Here is a 19893-nt window from a genome sequence, read left to right on the forward strand (position 1 = left end):
CTTGATGACCGAGGTGTCGGCCGAGACGGCGGTGCCGGTCACGATGATCCTCCGTCCACGCGCAGATTCTCGACGATGGCTTGGGCCTCGGCGAGCGAGTCGGCTGAGATGGTCTGCTTCACCAGGTCGAGCTGGTAGGGAGCCAGGTCGGCGAGGGGGATTCCGGTGTCTTCCTCGGGCGAGGAGAGCGAGATCGGTCCGATGCTCGGCGGGATGCCGCGGTAGATCACGACCGTGTCTTCGTCGACGCCGACGAAGTAGCGCGTCTGCGTCCAGCTGTAGGCACCGAAGAGCACGACCCCGATCGCGGCCAGGATGACGATGAAGCCGGCGAACCAGGTGATCCGGCGGCGACGTGCGCGGCGGCGGTCCTCTTCGATCAGCTCCTCGAGGAACTCCGCGGCAGGCTCGAAGTGCGTGGGCTCGTTCGCGGCCTGGCGAGCAGGATGCAGCCAGCTGCTGCGCTGCGGGCGAGCGGCGGGCACCTCGATACCGAGCGGGTGCGACGCCGACCCCACGACCGTCGGTGGTCCGCTGAACAGCGGGTGCTGGCCTCCGACGTCGACGATGACGATCGTGACGTTGTCGGGCGCACCGCCGTCGAGGGCCTGCTTGAGGAGGCTGTCGGCAGTGCGGCCCGGAGCCCAACCCTGCCCGAGCGCCTTCGCGGTGTGGGCGTCGTCGACGACGCCCGACAGTCCGTCGGAGCACAGCAGCCACCGGTCGCCGGGCTGCGTGGGCATGATGAACGTGTCGATCTCGGGATCGGGGTCCATGTCACCGAGCACACGCATGAGCACCGAACGGCGCGGGTGGTAGCGAGCCTCTTCGGGGGTGATGCGGCCCGAGTCGACCAGACGCTGCACGAACGTGTGGTCCGTCGTGATCTGGGTCAGTGCCCCGTCGCGGAAGAGGTACAGGCGCGAGTCGCCGATGTGCGCGATCACGGCGTACTCGTCGACCATGACGAGCGCGCTGACGGTCGTGCCCATGCCGGCGAGCTCGGGGCGCACCTTGACGGTGCTGATCAGCTCTGCCGCGGTGTCGGCCAGCGCCTCGCGCAGGGCGGCCTCGGCCTCGGTGGTCGTGGAGAAGGCTTGGTCGAGGCTCTCGAGCCGTCGAACCGCGAGGCTCGAGGCGACGTCACCACCGGCATGCCCGCCCATGCCGTCGGCGACGACGAACAGGTTCGAGCCGCAGAAGCCCGAGTCCTGGTTGTTGGAGCGCACCTTCCCGGTATGCGAGATGGCGGCGCTGGAGCCCTGGAAGACCATACGTGCGGGCTACTTCCGCAGTTCGAACGTCGTCGCGCCGACCTTGATCGGCGCGCCCACGACGATCGGAACCGGAGAAGCGACGCGCTCGCCGTCGTGCCACGTGCCGTTGGTCGAGTCGAGATCCTGGATCATCCACTGATTGCCCCACAGCACCAGACGCGCGTGGTGGCTCGACGTGTAGTCGTCGCGGATGACGAGACCCGACTCGCTCGAGCGGCCGATGGTCAGCGGCTCGGAGCCGAGCGGAAGCTCGAGGCCGGCCTTGGGGCCGCTCGTGATGACGATGCGCGACACGGCGTCGGTCGTCGCCTTTCCGCCCTTGCCTGCCGGGGCCGGGGTGCCGACCGCGCCGACGGCGGCGGTCGCGGCATCCGGAGACGACGTGGGCGGACGGGTGACCGCGGGGCTCGCGGCGGGCGCGGCACCGGCTGCCGCCGGCTCGGGGAGCTTGCGCACCTTCACGCCGAACAGGTCGGCGCGCAGCGAGTACACGACGGCGAAGACGAAGAACCACAGCAGGACCAGGAAGCCGATCTGCAGCAGCAGGAGGGTGAGCGGACTCATCGGGCTTCACCTCGGGTGTCGTACATGCGGGTCGCGTCGGCCGCCGACATCCGGGGCCGCGCGGGAGCCTGCGCCTGCGGGACGACGCGGAAGACGATGTCGGTGCGACCGATGCGCACGACGCCCTCCGACGGCAGGGCGGCCTCGCTGACCCGCGCGCCGTTGAGCTGGGTGCCGTTGGTGGAACCGAGGTCGCGCACCATGGCGCGCTCGCCGTCCCAGAGGATCTCGACGTGCTTCCGGCTGGTTCCGGCATCCGGGATCGTGATGTCGGCGTCGCTGCCGCGCCCGATGACGGTGCGCGCTGCGACGATCGGATGCCGTGTGCCGTCGATGTCGAGCACGGCCTGCCACGACACGCGGGCGCCCGCATCGGAGTTGGAGTCGACGCGGACAGTGCCCGTCGAAAGCTGCGGGTCGTCCTGCAGGGAGACCGAGACGGCACCCGAGAACGAGTAGCCCTGGGCCTTCGCGTGCTTCTCGACCAGCCCGCGGAGTTCGTCGAGGAGAGCGGGCCCGATCGCGTTCATGCGCTCGGCGTCGTTGTCGGACAGGCGCACCGTGAAGGCGTTCGGAACCAGGATGCGGTCGCGGCTGACGACGGCGGCCTTCTTGTCGAGTTCGCTGCGGAGGGCGGAGGCGATCTCCACTGGCTGGACGCCGCTGCGGAAGGTCTTGGCGAACGCGCCGTTGACGGCACGCTCGAGACCCTTCTCGAAGCTGTCTAGTAGTCCCACGGGGCTCCTCAGGCAGGCGGATGGTTGCTTCATCGTAGTCAGCGAGGCTGAACGGACCATGCATTGGGGCTCGGATCGCGGCTCAGGAGCCGCCGTCGGCGTGATATCCTCGGGAAGTTGAGTTCGTGGAAACACGTTCTCGCGCGAGTGGCGGAATAGGTAGACGCGCTGGCTTCAGGTGCCAGTGCCCGCAAGGGCGTGGGGGTTCAAGTCCCCCCTCGCGCACAGTGAGACGAAGGCCTCCGACCGGGAAACCGGCGGAGGCCTTCGGCGTTCGTATGGGCTCAGCGTTGTTTCGCTAGGACTTGAAGCGACGCGGTCCGGGCATCCGCAACGGGGATGCGTTCCTGTTCGATTCGTCGGACGGTGACAGCGCCCGACGTCGGGAGGCTCGCCTAGCACTCCGCCTCCTCGGGCGTGAGGGTACCGAGGCACTGGGGTATCCGCCGCCGCCGTCGCGGCGTACTTCGCGAACTCGCCGCGCTCCGCGCTATGCCCAGTAGACAATGCCTTGTGCGGCTACAGCGCAGAGAAGTAAACACAAGCTCACGCTACCCATGACGGCCACCGCTGAACGGGACCGGGCGACGCTGCTTGCGATCAATGATGTGATGGCAGCGGTCGGGAGAGCGATGATCGTGAGGATGATCGCTGCGAGCGTGACGATGTTCGCCTGATCGTGCGCTGCGGCGACGAGAAAGAACGCGAGCAACCCGACGAAGACCGCGGCGACGTCTCCGACCATCACATGCAGCACCCTGGTGGCGTTGCGCGTGATGATCGACCCGAGAAATCTGACTCCGACTCCAACCGTGAACATCGCCACCGGATGGAGAACGTCAACTCGTATCGAGTTGATATTGACGCCGGCAACGATCCAGTCTGCGATCACTAAGAGCAAGGTCGCCACTGCGAGAACCATGCCCATGCAAAGCATGTTCACGCCCCTCGCGGTGGCGACCTCACGTTCCATGATCTGAGACTAGTAGGACGCGCTCTGCTCGTAGAAGCCGGGGGAGCAAGCGAGTGGCCCAAGCAGGCACTCGAACCCATCGTTCGGCAACCGCGCGATCGTCTTCCAGATGGTGTGGCTGCCGTTAGGAGGCGTAAACCCGCCGTACATCTCGTGTGCCGGAGCGCGGAACCTGCTTCCATCGACAGAGATCGTGCCGCTGCGGTAGAACTCGACGGTTTCGCCGTAGGTGATCGCCCCGCTGTACTCAAAATCGAGAAGCGCGCACCCGGGATTGCTTCCATAGTGCTGGAGGCGAATCTTAGCGTAACTCGAGTTCGCCTGCGCGTCGTGGAACGTCATCGAGTCCATGTTCGCGTATAGAGTTCGGTCGAGGTTGCCATTCTTATAGATTCTCGTAGATCCCACATCCTTCACCCAGCTCATGTTGTAGGGCGCGGGGTTGTCCCAGTTGACGTTGACGAACATCATTGTTCGGTAGTTGGCAACCCCCCAGGGAGTCTCGGGCGCCGGGAACTCGTAGGTCCGGAAATCACCACCGAAGTGCCATTCGTCGAACGGATGATTCAGATTGCACTGGAGCCCGCCCACCCGCAGATCGGGGATGAACGTCTTGTGCACGTACTGGTTGTACCACGGCTGGTATGTGCGAGGTTCGATGAGGCGCTCCTGATCCTCGCTTGCAACCCCCGTGAAGGTCTGGAACGTGATAGTCCGGGACGCCGTACTCACCTGGTCATCCGAGGATCTGGCGGTCGGTGAGGCCGCGATCATGCTGAAGGTGTACGACTTCTCTGGTTCAAGACGATGCGTCACGAACAGTCCGTCCTCGCTGACGCCAAGGAGCGAGTCACCTTCGTACACGGAGAAGGTTTCCTTCTCGGGCCACGCGAACGATGCGGTCGAATCGGTGAAGGCGATAACACTCACGACCTCCCAATCCATGGGGTCGTCACTAAGTGGATCTGTCTCGATTTCGCCGGAAACGGGACCAGGTGGTTCCTCTGAGAAGGTCAAGTCCGCGGGTTCAGGTACAGCCGACATCGTTTCTTCAACCTTTGCGCGGTCCGCTTCAGCGATCGCGCTGGACTGGATGAATATCTGGACGGGTGTCTCTTCGTCCGTCACCCCGGTGACTACCCGCTCGCCCAACTCGTGGTCGTCGTTCTCCACGGTGATAGGGTCTCCGCTGATGGTGCGAAAGACGCCCCGCTCGGCAGCGACCGCATCCACAATCTCTCCGGCCTGGTCATTGTTCGCTTGCGCGGCAGACCCGACGAATCCCGTGAGGAATGCGCCCCCCAGGATAGCGACGCTCACGATCGCGAGCGGTCTTCGGCAGTTTTGAACTGTCACGGTGTCCTCCATTGGATTACCTACGGAACCGAGGTACAGGCTCCTGCCTTCAGCTTGTCAGAACTAGCGTGGTAAATACTAGAGGCCTGTTCGGTGGCAAGAAGAGTGTGCGAGTAGAGCGCTACTAGCGGCTCGATCGCGCTCTGATCACCGCCCCTGGGGGCGAGGATACAGTCCGCACGGTCTTGAGGAATCTGCCAGGACCCCCTACGGACCGCAGCTCTGTGAGGCCGCGAGATAGTCCGTCGCCACGCGTGCATGAAAAGGAGCAGCACGCGCGCTCTCCTCGGCTTCAACATGGCCTTCCAAATCGTAGGCCGCGCCATGGCCATCGCCACCGGGCAGATCGACGGCTGAGTCGCCCCGTCGCGGCGAACCCATCACTTCGCCGCGCCCGCCCACTTGCCGGCAACAACGCCACCTGTCCAGGAGCACGAATTGAAGGACGCAGGGCCCCACACGCCGAGGATTGATCCGGCGAAACCCCCTGCCGAAACTGTTTCGCGCCGGAACGCTGCAGGTATGGCGCGTCCGAGTGGGTATGACGACCTTCATCGTCGTGAATCCCCGGAACAAGAGCACGAGCTGCAGTCCGCGCTCTTCGCCTCGTTCGCGCAGATCGAGGCGCTGCACGCTATGTGGAGTGGCTTCGAGGTTCGCCCGGGTACGGCTCTTGCAGGGGACGACAGAGCCACGCCCTACGAGCCCACTTCCCAGTGGCTCGGCACCTTCGTAGGCGTGGCTTTCGACAACCTGCGAACGGTGAAGCTCGTGATCCAGGACGCGCAGACCATGCCTATGTCGGCCCACTTTGGGCTCACTCGAAACGCGCTCGAGGCAGCCGGAGTCGGCCTTTGGATGATCGGTTCGAGGGCACGCGACACTCGCGTTCTTCGGACCCTTCAGCTCTCCTACGAGAACCGCAGAGACGAACACGGTCTGAACTCAGTCATTCAAGGCTCAGAGGCGAGGCTGACTTCCGATGACGCCACCGTCATGAGACTGCGCGAGTTGTGCGATGCCCGCTCCGGCATAAAGGGGCGGAGCCTCAATCCCCCGAGCATCTCCGAACGCCTACGAGCAGCCCAGGAACCCGCAGGGGACTACCCCTTCTCTCTGCTCGTGAGCTGGAAGCTCACGAGTGGGATTGCGCATGGCAGGAGGTCAGCTATGTACCACCTGCTCGACCGCGAGGTCGTGGCCACGAGCGAGACGGGCGCGACGGTCTGGATGACGTCAAGCTTCGGCGCGGCAGCCGGCACCTGTCGGATCGCTCTTCAGTATCTGATGCGACTCCTCACCATCGCGCTGAGTCGTAACGGTACTCATCTCGTCGTCTGAACGAACGCTGCCAGCACGAGGAGACCCTCTACTGGGTAGACAGCCCGAACGGGCCGCTTCATGCGATGTCTTGGGGGACAGCGAAGACGGTTCCACCGCTGCTGATGTTGTGGTGGGGAGGTCCCGTCTCCTTCGTTGTTCTTGGTTCGGTGCTTCGCCACGATAACTACGCTCTGTCTCTGCGTGCCACGACTCCGCTCCTTAATGCTCCCTCGTCTCCTTAATGCTCCCTCGTCGCTTCGCTCCTCAGTCCGCTTACCGCTGCGTCGTGGCACTTCGTTCCGTCGCTTCGTTCTCTTGCTTTGACACCGACCAAGAACAACGAAGGAGACTCACCATGAACAACACGTCCCGCACCCTGGGCGACGCCCTCCGCTACTGGGCCTACGAGGCCCCGACTCCCGAGCCGATCCCCTACTTCCAAGGCGGCATGGACCCGAAGCACCAGGACATGGCCGAGCTGCTGTGGAGCCCGGTCGCGAAGACGCGAGTCATCATCGAGCGCACGGACGGTGTGGAGACCGGGTACATGTCGGTGACCACCCGTGAGGGGTCCGACGAGGTGGTGCTGAGGCACTCGTCGATCGAGGACTTCCCTCAGGCGATGTGGAAGCTGTTCCTCTACCCACACCTCACCGGCGTGGATCTCTCCCCGGACGTGATGCTGCTGCATCGGTGCGACGCGCCGCTGTGCGTGCACGTCGACGTCGACCCGGCTGCGTCGCACCTGCGCGTCGGTGACGCGAGTGCGAACCAGGACGATGCCGCCCGTGCTGGCCGTCACCGGAACCGTTTCACGAGCGAGCGAGCGAGCGAGCGATTCGACTCGCGCCCCTGCGCCGATCGCGTCACCCGTGCTCGACGTCTGCTGGACACGGTGCGCCACTTCTACGTCAACGTGTGCGGCTTCCACCCCGGGCATCCGCTCGAACACCCCGGCGAGGCGCCGGCAGGAGAAAGCCCTGCGATCGAGGGGGACGAGGACGTAGCGGAGCTGATGTTCCGGTTCGACAAGGTGATGCCGCGCGCCGTCAGGACGCCGGGGCCTCCAGGGCGACCTTCGGCTTGGCCCATGAGCGGCCGCGCGTGTCTTTGAGGATGTCGTACTCGACGTCGACGTGCGGTTCGATGGCGCTGTATTTGTCGTTGGGGGCGCCGATCACGAGCTGGAAGCCGAGTCCGCGCCACGCTCCGATCGCACGCTTGGTGAAGTGTGCATCGGCCTTGATCAGGGCCTCGTCCATGAACACGGGGGCGTAGCGAGGGCGCTCGGCGCTCGCGTCGCCGAGCTGGTAGCGCAGGGCCGCGCCGACGATGAACGCAATGAGTTCCTGCGACTCTCCGCCGGACTTCTCGCCGATGTGGTCGTAGAGCGCGACATGCTTCTTCGTCACGGCATCCACGCGCTCTGCGCTCACGCGAACGTGGTTGCGGACGTCGATGAGGTCGCCGAAATCGGGCGCCGACCGGCGCATATGCCCGATGAGGCGCGACATCCGGCGGTACGCGTGTTCGCGCTCATCATCTGTGGTGGCGTTCTCGATCAGCCCGCGAACCTCGCGCAGCTCGCGCCGGAAGCGACGGCGAGGTTCGGACTGGTTCTCGCGCGTGGTGATCTGCAGGCGATGGTCGTCGTCGTAGAACGGGAGGTCCTGCATGATGCGGTTGATCGGGTCGATGCGATCACGGATCTCGCGGATCGATCGGCTGAGCGTCGAGTCGAGGTTCGTGAGGTCGTTGCCCGACAGTTTGAGCAGGCTGTCGCGCCACTCGGACTCGAGCTCGTGCAGTCCACTGGTCTCGAGGGCCTGGAGAGCGCGTTCGAAGTCGTCGATCGAGGTGTCGGGGTCGGGCAGCAGGTTCGGATTCGGCCACCGCTCGAGGAAGCTCACCATGATGCGTCGCAGGCTCTCCCGGCTCTCGTCGAGCGCGTCGACAGCCGCGCGTCGGTCTTCTGCGAGGCGCTGCGCGGCGGTCGCGAGTGCTGCGGAGAAGCGGTGCAGCGCCTCGGACGGAGTGCCGTCAGAGGTCGGCCCATCGAGGTGGAATCGCTCGTCGAGGAACGCGGACTGCGCGGCGGTGAGGGTGCGCTCTGCCCGCTCGGCGTCGTCGAGCACGGACTGATCCGAATCGACGTCGTCGATCACCTCGGCCCACTGCGCCTCGATCTGATCACGCTCGATCGACACGCGGGCGATCTCGTCGCGCAGGTGGGAGATCCGGTCCTTGATGTCGGAGATCCGTCGCTGCACATCGGCGATCTCTGGGTTGGCGGCTGTGACGTCGCTCTGCACGGTGATCCAGCGATCCCGCTCCGTGGTGACCGCCTCGACATCGACTTCTTCCCAGGTCAGGTCGGTGATCTTGGTGTACACGGCAAGGCGCGAATCGACGGTGTCGAGCTCGGTCTCCGCGGTCTTCCGTTCCCGCAGGGCGTCGTCGAGACGGCGGCGGGCGTCGTCGACGAGCCGTGCCACGTCGTGCCGGCGTCGCTCGTTCGAGAACCCGAGGACGTTCTCGCGACCGTGGCCACCGTGCGCGCCGCGGTTGCCCTGCGCGACCTGTCCCGTGATCGTGAGCGCCATGCGATGCTTCGGCAGTTCGGCGCTGGAATCGACGCAGACGTATCCGTGGCGGGTCTCGAGCCGCTCCTGCAGCCAACCGGTGAACGGCGAGCTCTGGTAGTCGAGACGCCCCGGGAGCGTCTGCGGGTCGAGGTTGGCGACCGGCTCCATGCCCGCGTGAACGCCCTCGAAGCGCAATCGCACGGGGGTGTGGACCGATTCGATCGCCGCGCGAAACCGTCCCAGGTGAGCGGTGTCGATCAGTACCGTGGTCGCGAAGCCGCCGAGCGCGAGGTTGAACGCCTCGCGCCACGGCTCGAACTCGGTGCGCACCTCGACGAGTTCGCCGACGAAGGGAAGGTCTGCGGTCGTGAGCCCGGCGGCCTCCGCCAGCCGCTCGCGCGACTCGTGCAGAGCGGGCGGGATGTTGCCGTGGCGCGAGGCCACGCGCTGAGCCTCCGCCTCGAGTTCGGCGAACTCGATCCGCGCGGCTTTCGCCGTCGATGCGGCTTCAGCAAAGGCCGACCGAGCACGCGCCTTCGCATCGGAGTCGACGAGCTCTGCACGGGCGCGGGAGATGAACGCCGTGAACTCGTCGCGGTTCGACAGCTCGACGCCCAGACTCTTGACGGCGGTGTCGAACACCTCGCGGTGACGCCGCACGTCGGCGAGCCGCCGCTCCACCTCGCGCAGTTCGCGCTGCGCCGTCGCCAGGCGGTCACCGCCGGAGAGCCGGAGCACGTCGATCAGGCCGTCGCGCTCGGCCTCGGCGCCGTCTGCAAGAGCACGCTTCTCGCGCAGCGTGACCTCGGCCGCGTTCTTGCGCCCACTCAGCTCGGTCTCGACGTCGCGCAGCATCCCGAGGCGCCGATCCGCGCGCCAGAGCGTGGCGAGCGACCCGGCATCCGAGAAGGAGCCGACCTCGTCAATCAGGTTCACCCGCTCGGCGGCGGCGGCCATCTTGGCGCGCAGCTGCGGGATGGGCGTGAGCGCGGTGACCTGCTGCCGGGCCGTCAGCATGCGCATGCGCGTGCTCTCGAGTCCATCGAAGTGCGCGACGACGGCGTCGGCGGTCTCCATCGTCTCGGGCTCTTCGAGCACGAGACGCTTGTAGAGGTCGTCGACGGTCGTGATCTGCTGTCCCGCCTGGATGCGCGCGAGCAGGTTCATCGCCTTGGCCCCCGCCCCCGCGGCGCCGATGCCGAGCACGGCATGCAGGCGGGCGGAGAACTCGCGGTCGGTTCCCACCGGCTCCAGGCCGGCGTCGCGCACGGCGGCGTCGGAGAGGCGTTGCACGGCGGCCGGTTCGAGCGAACGGAGGTCGAAGGCCCGATCGGTCGTCGCCCGCACGCGCACGGTGTCTTCGAGCACACGCGCGCTGGCCGGGATGTACCAGGCTCGCACCGCTGTGAACTGCGACCCGTCGTGATCGATCCACGTCATCGAGACGGCGGTCCAGGTGTCTTCGCCGTCGCCGCGGAGGACAGTCATCTTCGTGCCGTCCTCGGTGCGCGACTCGTCGATCTTGCCGCGGCCGTAGGACAGGATGTTGCGCTGCTCGGAGCCGCGCGGACGCCCGGTGACGCCACCGTTCGAGGCGCCGTTGAAGGGAGTGGTGTGGGGCATCATGAGCGCGATGTACGCGTCCATCAGCGTCGATTTGCCCGACCCCGAGCCGCCGCACAGAAGCGTGGCGCCGGGGGAGAAGCGCACACGATGGGCGCCCTCGTAGCCGCCCCAGTTGATGAGCTGCAGGTCTTCGGCGAGCCACTGCTGGCCGCGGGATGCCGCCGGGATGAGCCCGAACAGCGTCTCGAGCATCGTCACAGCTGCTCCTCCTGAGGTTCGTCGTCTTCGTCGTCTTCGTCGGCGGTGATGCCAGCGGTGTCGTCCGCGTCCGACCGGTCGCGCAGCCAATCGCGCAGTTCGCGCAGCTTCTCGGCGCTGAGGACGATCTCGACGAGCGGACTGATGCGGAAGCGTCCCGTCGTCTCCTCGTCGACGATGCCGTCGCGAGCGAGCCGGTCCATCGCCTTGCGGATCAGTCTCTGCCGCTTCGCGGTGTCGCCGTCGGCATCCGCGAAGTAGCTCATCACGGTCTGCTCGACGTCCTCGATGTCGACCCGGGCGGCCGGCTCCCCGGCCGCCGACTCCCGCTGATACACCGTGCGCAGGTGTACGAGGACGAGGGTCTCGGACCGCGTGTATGCGGCGTCCCGAAGCAGGATCGGAACATCGAGCTCGTCCGAGCGCACCTGCTGCTTGTACGCGACGCCGCGGTCGTGGTCGATCACGAGCCGCACGAACAGGTCGTTGAGCCGTGACTCGACGAGCTGCTGATTGTCGAGCAGGGCTGTCCACTCCTCCCGGTTGCGGTCCGCGAGCACGAACCGCCGCTGCAGCAGGTGGACGAGCACACGGCGCACCGCGGGATCGAGAACGCCGCGATCGCCGGGGAAGAGCTCGCCGAGGTCGTCCTCCATCGCAGCGGGCTCGACGAACGCGCCGTCGACCGGAGCCTCGCTGTCGGCTGTGCCGAGGGTGGCGGTGTCAGTCATCGTCGGGCTCCTTCGAGGTGCGGGCGGTCACGGATCCGAACGCGAAGCGCCGTGTCGTCCCGTCGGGGCGGCGCGCCTCGACCACCGAGAGGTCGTCGCTCTCGCGCATGCCGTTGCGGTGGGCGATCTCGAGGAGTCCGACCAGGTCGACCGGACGGCGCACGTCGTCGTCCGCGGCGAGGAAGGCCTCACCCAGATCGAACTCCTCGCCGAGGGCAGCGACGTGAGCCTCGAGCTCGGCGTAGCGCGGACCGCCCCACGCGCGTGTATCGGCATCCAGAATCTCCGCGTCTCCGTCGGACGCCGACAGCGGTGCCGGCGCACGCGGTGGGCGGATGTCGGTCGTCGACTGCCGCAGGTGGCGAATGTCGGCTGTGGGCAGGCTGCGGATCATGTCGACGGTAGCCTCGGATGACGTGCTGTGCGTCCAGGCCTGCAGACCGGCCATGACATCGCGCAGCAGATCGTCGACGTGGCGATCGCGGATGGGGTCGTGCGTGCGCACCTGGGCGGTGATGACGCGCGACGCGCGACGCTGGGCGGTCAGAACCTCTTCGACGCCGAGCTCCACGCGCCGTGAGATCGCGTCGAGCTCGGCGCGCTGCTCGGTGTCCATGAGGCGCGCGAAGGGTTGTGTGAGCAGGGTGTGCAGCTGGTCAGTGAGGCTGTCGATGCGCTCGGGATCGCCGATCAGCTTCAGCGCGCCGGCGAACGCCCGGCCTTCCGGCGTCGACTGCATGACGTACTGCCCGCGCTGCAGGTACTCGCGCAGCACTTCGCCGGTGGGTCGCACGTCGCGCCGGAGGTCGGCGATGACATCGCGCTGCATGGCCTTAATGGACTCCGCGACGCGCGTGAAGTCGGCGGGCAGCTCGCGCGCGAGATGCAGCACGTTCTCCGCCTCTTCGAGGAGCTGCTCATCGTCGATCGGCTCGGACTCCCCGACCTGGAGGCGCGCGATCTCGGCGTCGAGGGCATCGCGTTCCCGGATGAGGCGCGCGAGGCGCACCTCAGGGTCAGTCTCAGCGTGGTCTGAGAGCCGCTCGACGGCTTCCAGGAGGGTGCGGACACGGGAGTTCGAGACTCGGGTGCGTCCGCCGGTCGTGCGTCCGGTGATCTCCAGGGCGCCCACCGCGTGGGCCGTCAGCCGGTAGACCTCGACGTCGCCGTCGATCTGGGGGACGAGCCATCCCACCCGCACCCAGTAGCGACAGATCTCGCGGGCTGTACCGGCCGGCAGCGCGCGATCGTCCTCGTCGTATCCGGCTGCACGCAGCTCGTCGACGATCTCGGCGACCTCGGCATGCGCATCCGAGATCTCGACGGACGGCCGGTCGACGGAGAAGACGAGTGAGAGCGTTGCGACCACGAACGGCGCGTAGCGGCCGTGGAGGAGATCGAGCGTGGGGGTACGGAACGCCGACAACGCACGCACATATGCGGCCTCAGCGCGAGTACTTCCCATCCATGCAACAGTATCCGGCGCGCCGACATCGAACTGTCGGTCAGATCCAGTCGAGCGTCGGCGGATCTCGCCATCCGCACGTCAGGCGACCGGATGCAAGACACCGGCGGGTGCCCGAGCCTACGTGACGGCTGGGGCGTTGTCGTATCGGAGTATGTCGCCGGGCTGGCAGCAGAGCGCCTCACAGAGGGCAGAGAGCGTGGAGAAGCGGACGGCCTTCGCGCGACCGTTCTTGAGCACGGCAAGGTTCGCTGGCGTGATTCCTATCGCCGCGGACAATTCAGCGACGGTCATGCCGCGTTCGTCCATGAGCCGGTCGATGTCGACGACGATCGGCATCAGATGACTTCCGCAAGGTCGTATTGCATGGAGGCGGACTGCCGAAGCAGCGTGAACAGCACGGCCAGGATCAACGTCGCCGCGGCACTGACTCCGATCGCGGCGAGCATGCCGAGCATGAGCGCCGGCGGCGTGACATGCGCGGCGTTGAGCACCACGAACATCGCGAGGGTGCTGAGCCCGATCGCGGCGGGGCACCACGTCAGCGCGCGCACCCACGTGAAGGCGTCGGTCGTGAAGATGCTGTTGTCGCGCACAAGATCGAGCAAGCGCCACGTGACGATGACCGCTGCCTGACCGCAGGCGATGACGAAGGCTCCCCACCCGATGATGGCGGGCGCGATACTGGCGACCTCCGCGTATGCGCTGGCGAGGCCGGCGACGTTCGCGGGGATGATGAAGAGCTGGAGCGCGAGCCCGATGAGGGCAAGTACGGCGAAGACGATCTTGGCGGTGGCGATCAGGGTCCGGCTCATATCGCGCTCCTTCACTAAGTATCGAGAAACGATAGATCGTTTTTCGATAGGCGCCTACCCCCTGGACGCGTAGCGGCCGGGATGCCGGCCGGGTCAGCAGGCCTCACAGCGCAAACCAAGTGCCTGGCGATGGCCGGCCATAAACGATCGTTCCCGGCGGGCTGCGAACCGTGTGAGGGGTCCACGCCGACCCCGATCAAGCCGCACGCGAGATCAACCGGCTCTCCGAATGGCTCACCGGCGAGCAGCTGGGGAAGCATGTGTCAGGTGGCGGCGGCAGAATCGCACCATGACGCGCAGACCCCCGCCATCAATGGCTACCCCGACGCACGCCCAATCCGTGACGGTCTGCGCATCCTCGGCTGGACGCTCCGCGGCTTCACCCACGGCGCCGAGCGCCGTAAAAGCACGAAGCGTGCACGCCGCTTCTCAGCCTTGATGTTTGTGGCCTGCATCATTGGGGCGCCAGCGCTCGCTCTCATGTACCCGGCGATGATCGCACTTCGCCGCCACACCAGGTACTACATGACCCCCGAGCGGGACGCCACGCTTGCGATCACGGCCAAACGCGACGCCTGGCACGTCGCAGGCCACACCACCGCCCAACCTGGATCGCAGCGCGGTCGAGCGCTCAGACGGGGCATCGCTCCGCTCCTCACGCCCGCCCTTGACCAAGCCGGCAAGGCACTCGTCGCCGTCGCGGTCAGCGAAGGGCGCGCTCAGGACTACAGCGCAGATGTCCCCGGTCTTGTACCGCAGGGGCAGGCGTGGCCCCGAGGGGTGAAGATGCGGCGTGAGCCTCGAGCGCTCAGCCGCAATCGGTATGAGAGCACCCCCACACCGAAGAAGCCGAGCTGGTTGAGCAGAAACTACGGTCGGCTCGTAGCGATTGGCGTAGTCGTCTACCTGGTCGTCGCTCTCTACGCTGTCATCAACTTTCCACGACAGCTGCTGAACAACTGGCTGCCGGACCTCGACGACCTGGAGCGAAGCAAACTGCTGGGCTCAGCAGGGAACCTCGTCCTACTTTCGATCGGCGGGGTTGCTGCCGTTATTGGTGTCGGGATCAGCCTCTCTCGCCACCACCAGGAACGCGAGGCGGCCCAGCGCGACCTTGATCGGTTGAACGACGACCGGGCGCGGGAGCAATCGCGCCGGGAGGAAGTAGATGCACAGTGGCGCGTTGAGACAGAGCGAACCCTGCGAGAGCGCTTCGTGACGACCGTTCAGCTGCTCAGTGACCGATCGCCCGTGAACCGGCAAGCGGCACTGTTCGCGCTCGGCTCCCTCGCGGATGACTGGCACGCATTCGAGAAGCCCGACGAGGTACAGGTCTGTATCGAGGTTCTCGCGGGCTACCTTCGTGCTCCTCGCTCCGACGACATGCTCCTCCCGCCGGATGATGAACTCGATCCAGACGACTCGCCCACTCCTGAGGAACGTCGGAGGGCGCAGTGCACCACCCCCCAGGAAGTCGCAGTCAAGCAAGCCGGCTACACGGTTATTCGCAACCACCTGTACGACGGTTCCGAGTCCGGCTGGCACAACCGGACGATCAACCTCGCTGGCGCCCACATCGACTTCACTGTCGACCTCAGCGGGGCCGTCATCCTCCCCCACGGCAGCGTGAGCTTCGCGAGCGCGCACATCGGTCGCGGAGGCCTGTTGCGATTCGTCCGCCTGCACGTGCTCGATGGAGGTCGCGTCTTCTTTGACGACGCGACGGTGCAGGATCAGGGCGTTCTAACATTCTCGGGCTCGGTGATCCGGCATGGTGGGGCGCTGTCGTTCCGGAAGCTGGCCGTGCAGTACGACGGGCAAGTCCTTCTGGCTCGGGCTGATGTCGCGGGCGTTATCCGACTCGATCAGGCGCGGATCGGCTACAGAGGCTCCGCAAAGCTCACTCTCGTGAAGATTCAGAAAGCGGGCCTGATCAGCTTTTCCCATACAAGGGTGGAGAACCATGGCACTGTCGACGTGAGCCACGCTCAGATAAGCGGCGGCCGGGCCAACCTGAGCATTGCGCGGATCAGTCGACTATCGGACGTGATTCTTCGCGACGTAGAGATCTCCGGTGATGGAGTGATCGAGTTACCGGGAGCCGCGATCACCGTTCACGGCGGTCTCGAACTGGACGGGGCGGTGGTTGGAGACGGGCCGGTGATACTACCGAGCGGGGAATCACTGGTTCTCCCCACGGGAACACCCTAGAAGGGCCGATCTTGCTCCTGATCGTGGCGGTCCCGGCCGTGCTCCGTGAGTGGGGGCGCTGCTCCACCCTCCACTGTTGGGGCGGTTCGCCAGCATCTCCCTCGTCGCGGCAGGGGTGTTCCATTTCACTCGGTCGCATGAACTGGGCGAGACGCGTGCCGACCGATAACGATCGTTTCTGGGACGGTCGAGTCGTGCGCCGCGGAAGCCTGCCGAAACTCAGGGCCGTATCGAAACCCGGTTTCGGGACAAACGGTTTCGGCAGGGGGTTTTGACGTGCCTTAGGGGCGGCGGCGCTCGATGAGTATCGTGTCGCGCCAGTTGCCAGCCCAGGGGCCGTAGGTCATGTACGCGATGCGTTCGCGGTGGCCGATGCGGCGGAAGCCGGCACGCTCGTGAAGGGCCAGGCTGGCGGTGTTTTCGGGGAAGATGCTTGCTTGCACCGTCCAGATGTCAGCGGCGTCAGCTGCGCGCAGGAAGGAGGTGAGAAGTGCCGTGCCGACGCCGCGCCCGTGGGCGCGATCGGCAACATAGACGGAGTGTTCTACGACTCCGCGGTAGACCTCGCGTGCAGAGACGCGGGATGCGGCAACCCAGCCGAGGACTGAGCCGGCGGGATCGGTGGCGACGAGTCGGCCAACCTGGAGCTTTCCTTGGTCGAAGTCGGCCCAGGATGGAGGCTCGCTTTCGAACGTCGCGTTTCCGGCGGCGATGCCTTCACGGTAGATCGTTTCGACCTCGAGCCAGTCCCTCTCGGTCAGGGCCCGTACGGCGATGTCGCTCATGCGCGGAGGGCGCGGGATGCGGCGTCGAGAGCGTCGGTGATGACGCGGTAGTAGGCCCATCGGCCGCGCTGCTCGCGGGTAACGAGACCGGCGTCGACGAGCTGCTTCATGTGGTGTGACACGGTCGGCTGCGATAGGCCTACGGGCTCGGTTAGATCGCAGACGCACGCCTCCCCGTCCGCGGATGCGGCGATCAAGGACAGCAGGCGTACGCGGGTGGGGTCGCCGAGTGCTTTGAATGTTCGAGCGGTGCGCTCAGCGTCTTCAAGCGAAATCACCGCCCCGGTCACAGGAGCGCAGCACGATTCGCTTTCCGCGGGAGGAAGGAGCGGGAGCTGTGCAGTCATACTGCGATCCTCTCACGTCGTATTGACAGTCGTCGATGTATCGATGATGCTCTACCCATCGATGTTCGTCAATGGATGAGTGAGGTTGCTGTGGAAGACGTCTTGCCGGTGGCTGTGATCGGCGCGGGTCCTCAGGGTCGTGCCGCGGCCGCGCATTTGCTTGAGCGAAGTGTGCCCGTTGTGGTGCTTGAGGCTGGCAGTTCTCCTGCGGCTGCGGTTGCGGAATGGGGGCACGTGCGGCTGTTCTCCGAGTGGCCTGAGCTGATCGACGCGGCGGGCGCTCGTCTCCTGGACGGCTCGGGGTGGCAGGCTCCGACGACGGGGTACCCCACTGGGGCGCAGTGGATTGAGAGGTACCTCGCGCCCCTGGCTGCCGCCCTGGGTGATCGCGTTCGCTTTGGTGCCCGGGTGATGGGAGTTTCGCGGCTCGGCCGGGACCGACTTGTTGATGCTGGCCGCGGGGATCAGCCGTTTACCGTTCACGTCTCGCCTGCTCAGGGGGAGGAGTATCGGCTGCAAGCCCGAGCTGTGATTGACGCATCCGGCACCTGGTCGACCCCCAACCCGGCGGGAGCTGACGGGCTCCCCGCTATCGGTGAGGCGGCGTCCGCGGACCTGCTCTCGTACCGTATCCCCGACTTTCGTGACCGTGCTGGTTTCGCCGGCAAGCACACCGTTGTCATCGGTTCGGGACACTCGGCCGTGACGGCCGTGCTGGCCCTTGCCCGCATGGCTCGCCGGGACCCCTCGACGACGGTGACCTGGGCGCTACGCCGAGCCACCGCTGGGAACACCTTTGGCGGGGGCGACGCTGACGAGCTGCCCGCACGCGGCGCGCTGGGGATCAAGGCGAAAGAGCACGTCGATGCCGGCCTGGTATCCCTCGTCACCGGGTTCCGGGTCGAACGCGTGACCCGTGACGGTGAGCGCCCCGTCCTAGTCGCGGAGGACGGTCGCACTCTCACGGCCGACCGGGTGGTGGTGCTCACTGGCTTCCGCCCCGACCTGTCGTTCCTCTCCGAGCTGCGGTTGGAGCTGGACCCGACGTTGCAGGCGCCGGTTCGGATCGCCGCGGAGGTGGATCCGAACGTGCACTCCTGCGGGTCCGTCGCCGCGACCGGCGCCGGCGACCTCGCCCAGCCCGAACCTGACTTCTACCTCGTCGGGGCGAAGTCCTACGGCCGTGCGCCGACATTCCTCGCGCTCACCGGGTACGAGCAAGTCCGCAGCGTTGCAGCTGAAATCGCGGGCGACCGCGAAGCCGCCCGCCGCGTCGAGCTCGTCCTCCCGGACACTGGTGTTTGCGGCGGCGCAGGGCTGTTCGATGCATCCGGGGCGTCGCTAGGCGGGGCGTGCTGCGCGCCTCCGGTATTGCAGATCGGACGGGCGCCGGCATCGGTATGAGAACGCAGAGGGGGCAGGCCGGCGGCCTGCCCCCTCACTGTCAGCTCAGCGGGTAAGGAGAGTCGCCTGGATCTTGTTGGACACCGCTTCGCGCAACGGACGGACCGCGTCGGCATCCCAGGACTCAGGGTTGGGGAAGGACCATTCCAGAACCTCCCCGCGCGGAGCGCTGGGCAGCGCCAACCCGGGCTTCATGAGAACCACGACATCGGCAGCCTCCAAGTCAGCAGGCGTCACCGCGCGGGGCACGCGCCCCGTAATGTCCATTCCCAGCTCGGCAACGGTCGCGGCGATGGCAGGGTTCACCGTCTCGGCCGGGGCGAGACCGGCGGACGCTGCGGTGAAGCGGCCCCCTGCAAGGTGCTCGAGGAGAGCGGCGCCGAGCTGAGAGCGGCCGGCGTTGTGCTGACAGATGAACAGGACGGTCGGTTTCATGCGGCTCTCCTCGGTACGTTGCGGTGTCGATGATCAGGATTGCGTCTTGCATAGGCACCTGTCAATATAGATATATGTCGATTCAAGAGGTTGAGCTGGTCATCGTCGGGTCGGGCCCCTCGGGCTACACGGCGGCGGTGTACGCGGCGCGGGCCGGGCTCGCCCCCGTTGTCATCGCCGGTTCTGTCACTGCGGGCGGTGCGCTTATGACGACTACGGAGGTGGAGAACTTCCCCGGGTTCGTCGATGGCATCCAGGGACCGGAGCTGATGGACACGATGCGCCGGCAGGCCGAACGCTTCGGCGCCCGCATCCTCCTCGACGACGCGATCCGCGTCGATCTCGAATCCGACACGAAAGTCATCGAGACCGGCGCCGGGGAGACGTTCCACGCCCGCGCGGTGATCCTCACCATGGGGTCGGCGTACCGGAAGCTCGGGCTTCCCGACGAGGAGCGCCTGTCGGGTCATGGCGTGTCGTGGTGTGCGACGTGCGATGGGTTTTTCTTCCGGGGCCTGGACATCGTCGTGGTCGGTGGCGGTGATTCGGCCATGGAGGAGGCACTGTTCTTGACCCGGTTCGCTCGGAAAGTGACCGTCGTGCACCGCCGCAGCTCGTTCCGAGCGTCGAAGATCATGGCGCAGCGGGTGCTGGAGCACCCGAAGATCGACGTCGCGTGGAACAGCGAGATCACTGCGTTGCAGGGGGAAGAGAAGGTGCACGGAGTTCGCCTGCGGGACACCGTTACCGGTGCTGAGCGTGACCTCCCCGTGACGGGCGTGTTCGTTGCTATCGGTCACGACCCTCGCTCCGAACTCGTCACCGGCCAGGTCACCACCGATGCCGATGGTTACGTGCTGGTGGACCACCCCTCCACGCGCACCTCGCTCACCGGGGTCTTCGCCGCCGGCGACCTCGTCGACCACACCTACCGGCAGGCGATCACCGCTGCCGGGACCGGATGCGCGGCAGCACAGGACGCGCAGCACTACCTCGCCACGCTCGATGTTCCCGCCCTGGCGGAGGCTTTCGCGTGAGCAACGCAGCACCCGCTACTCGCC

General features: G+C 66.4%; 18 protein-coding genes and 1 tRNA gene. 6 read left to right on the plus strand and 13 right to left on the minus strand.

All coding sequences use genetic code 11. The annotated features are described in order from the left end of the window. Nucleotides 1–38 precede the first annotated feature (38 nt). Genes P6897_RS00180 through P6897_RS00190 form a run of 3 tightly spaced genes read right to left on the minus strand, consistent with a single transcriptional unit; the run spans nt 39 to nt 2578 of the window. On the minus strand, nt 39–1274 hold the full coding sequence (locus P6897_RS00180) for a PP2C family serine/threonine-protein phosphatase (protein ID WP_112615549.1): 1236 nt from the start codon (nt 1272–1274) through the stop codon (nt 39–41). Nucleotides 1275–1283: 9 nt separating this feature from the next. Continuing rightward, on the minus strand, nt 1284–1841 hold the full coding sequence (locus tag P6897_RS00185; RefSeq protein WP_269268443.1) for an FHA domain-containing protein: 558 nt from the start codon (nt 1839–1841) through the stop codon (nt 1284–1286). Beyond that, the gene (locus P6897_RS00190) at nt 1838–2578 is read right to left on the minus strand and encodes a DUF3662 and FHA domain-containing protein (RefSeq protein WP_112615553.1); all 741 of its coding nucleotides are present in this window, start codon (nt 2576–2578) and stop codon (nt 1838–1840) included. Before P6897_RS00190 ends, P6897_RS00185 begins: the two co-directional genes overlap by 4 nt. A 141-nt stretch (nt 2579–2719) precedes the next feature. On the opposite strand from P6897_RS00190, the gene P6897_RS00195 reads away from it, so the two are divergent. Next, nucleotides 2720–2803 (plus strand) — tRNA-Leu (locus P6897_RS00195). 265 nt (nt 2804–3068) lie between these two features. Here P6897_RS00195 and P6897_RS00200 read toward each other — a convergent pair. Together P6897_RS00200 and P6897_RS00205 are read right to left on the minus strand one after the other, a co-directional pair. Beyond that, on the minus strand, nt 3069–3551 hold the full coding sequence (locus P6897_RS00200) for a hypothetical protein (protein ID WP_282501758.1): 483 nt from the start codon (nt 3549–3551) through the stop codon (nt 3069–3071). 9 nt (nt 3552–3560) lie between these two features. After that, a complete protein-coding gene (locus P6897_RS00205) occupies nt 3561–4919 on the minus strand; it encodes a hypothetical protein (protein WP_282501759.1) in 1359 nt (452 codons plus the stop codon). A gap of 510 nt (nt 4920–5429) precedes the next feature. Here P6897_RS00205 and P6897_RS00210 point away from each other — a divergent pair. Both P6897_RS00210 and P6897_RS00215 read left to right on the plus strand, forming a co-directional pair. Continuing rightward, nucleotides 5430–6248 carry a hypothetical protein gene (locus tag P6897_RS00210; protein ID WP_282501760.1) on the plus strand — a complete coding sequence of 273 codons (819 nt, stop codon included), beginning with the start codon at nt 5430–5432 and terminating at the stop codon, nt 6246–6248. A gap of 337 nt (nt 6249–6585) precedes the next feature. Continuing rightward, nucleotides 6586–7344, plus strand: coding sequence for a hypothetical protein (locus tag P6897_RS00215; protein ID WP_282501761.1), 759 nt, complete (start codon nt 6586–6588; stop codon nt 7342–7344). Here the strand turns inward: P6897_RS00215 and P6897_RS00220 are convergent. The 5 genes from P6897_RS00220 to P6897_RS00240 all read right to left on the minus strand — a co-directional run bounded on the left by P6897_RS00220 (nt 7280) and on the right by P6897_RS00240 (nt 13650). After that, nucleotides 7280–10639: an SbcC/MukB-like Walker B domain-containing protein gene (locus P6897_RS00220; protein WP_282501762.1), complete on the minus strand. Its 3360-nt coding sequence runs from the start codon at nt 10637–10639 to the stop codon at nt 7280–7282. The two genes, P6897_RS00215 and P6897_RS00220, sit on opposite strands and share 65 nt — an antisense overlap. Then, nucleotides 10636–11370 (minus strand): DUF4194 domain-containing protein, encoded by a 735-nt coding sequence (locus P6897_RS00225; protein ID WP_282501763.1) that lies wholly within the window; start codon nt 11368–11370, stop codon nt 10636–10638. The genes P6897_RS00220 and P6897_RS00225 overlap by 4 nt, the downstream gene beginning before the upstream one ends. Beyond that, nucleotides 11363–12835, minus strand: a complete 1473-nt coding sequence (locus tag P6897_RS00230) for a DUF3375 domain-containing protein (protein WP_282501764.1) — start codon at nt 12833–12835, stop codon at nt 11363–11365. Before P6897_RS00230 ends, P6897_RS00225 begins: the two co-directional genes overlap by 8 nt. Nucleotides 12836–12955: 120 nt before the next feature. Further along, on the minus strand, nt 12956–13174 hold the full coding sequence (locus tag P6897_RS00235) for a helix-turn-helix transcriptional regulator (protein ID WP_023953394.1): 219 nt from the start codon (nt 13172–13174) through the stop codon (nt 12956–12958). Then, entirely contained in the window at nt 13174–13650 is a 477-nt protein-coding gene (locus P6897_RS00240; protein WP_282501765.1) for a DUF2975 domain-containing protein, read from the minus strand. The genes P6897_RS00235 and P6897_RS00240 overlap by 1 nt, the downstream gene beginning before the upstream one ends. A 267-nt stretch (nt 13651–13917) precedes the next feature. Here P6897_RS00240 and P6897_RS00245 point away from each other — a divergent pair, with 267 nt between their 5' ends. Next, entirely contained in the window at nt 13918–15861 is a 1944-nt protein-coding gene (locus P6897_RS00245; protein WP_282501766.1) for a hypothetical protein, read from the plus strand. 281 nt (nt 15862–16142) lie between these two features. Here P6897_RS00245 and P6897_RS00250 read toward each other — a convergent pair whose 3' ends face one another. Both P6897_RS00250 and P6897_RS00255 read right to left on the minus strand, forming a co-directional pair. Further along, nucleotides 16143–16646, minus strand: a complete 504-nt coding sequence (locus tag P6897_RS00250) for a GNAT family N-acetyltransferase (RefSeq protein ID WP_282501767.1) — start codon at nt 16644–16646, stop codon at nt 16143–16145. Further along, entirely contained in the window at nt 16643–16993 is a 351-nt protein-coding gene (locus tag P6897_RS00255) for a metalloregulator ArsR/SmtB family transcription factor (protein ID WP_282501768.1), read from the minus strand. Before P6897_RS00255 ends, P6897_RS00250 begins: the two co-directional genes overlap by 4 nt. A 90-nt stretch (nt 16994–17083) precedes the next feature. Between P6897_RS00255 and P6897_RS00260 the strand changes: the two genes are divergently transcribed. Beyond that, nucleotides 17084–18397: an FAD-dependent oxidoreductase gene (locus P6897_RS00260; protein ID WP_282502612.1), complete on the plus strand. Its 1314-nt coding sequence runs from the start codon at nt 17084–17086 to the stop codon at nt 18395–18397. A 45-nt stretch (nt 18398–18442) separates the two neighbouring features. On the opposite strand, the gene P6897_RS00265 is transcribed toward P6897_RS00260, so the two are convergent. Next, nucleotides 18443–18832, minus strand: coding sequence for a low molecular weight phosphatase family protein (locus P6897_RS00265; protein ID WP_282501769.1), 390 nt, complete (start codon nt 18830–18832; stop codon nt 18443–18445). A 74-nt stretch (nt 18833–18906) separates the two neighbouring features. Here P6897_RS00265 and trxB point away from each other — a divergent pair, with 74 nt between their 5' ends. Then, complete coding sequence (gene trxB, locus P6897_RS00270) at nt 18907–19869, plus strand: thioredoxin-disulfide reductase (protein WP_282502613.1); 963 nt, start codon at nt 18907–18909, stop codon at nt 19867–19869. The last annotated feature ends 24 nt before the right edge of the window (nt 19870–19893 follow it).

Source organism: Microbacterium sp. BDGP8 (assembly GCF_029991045.1).
GTDB lineage: Bacteria > Actinomycetota > Actinomycetes > Actinomycetales > Microbacteriaceae > Microbacterium > Microbacterium plantarum.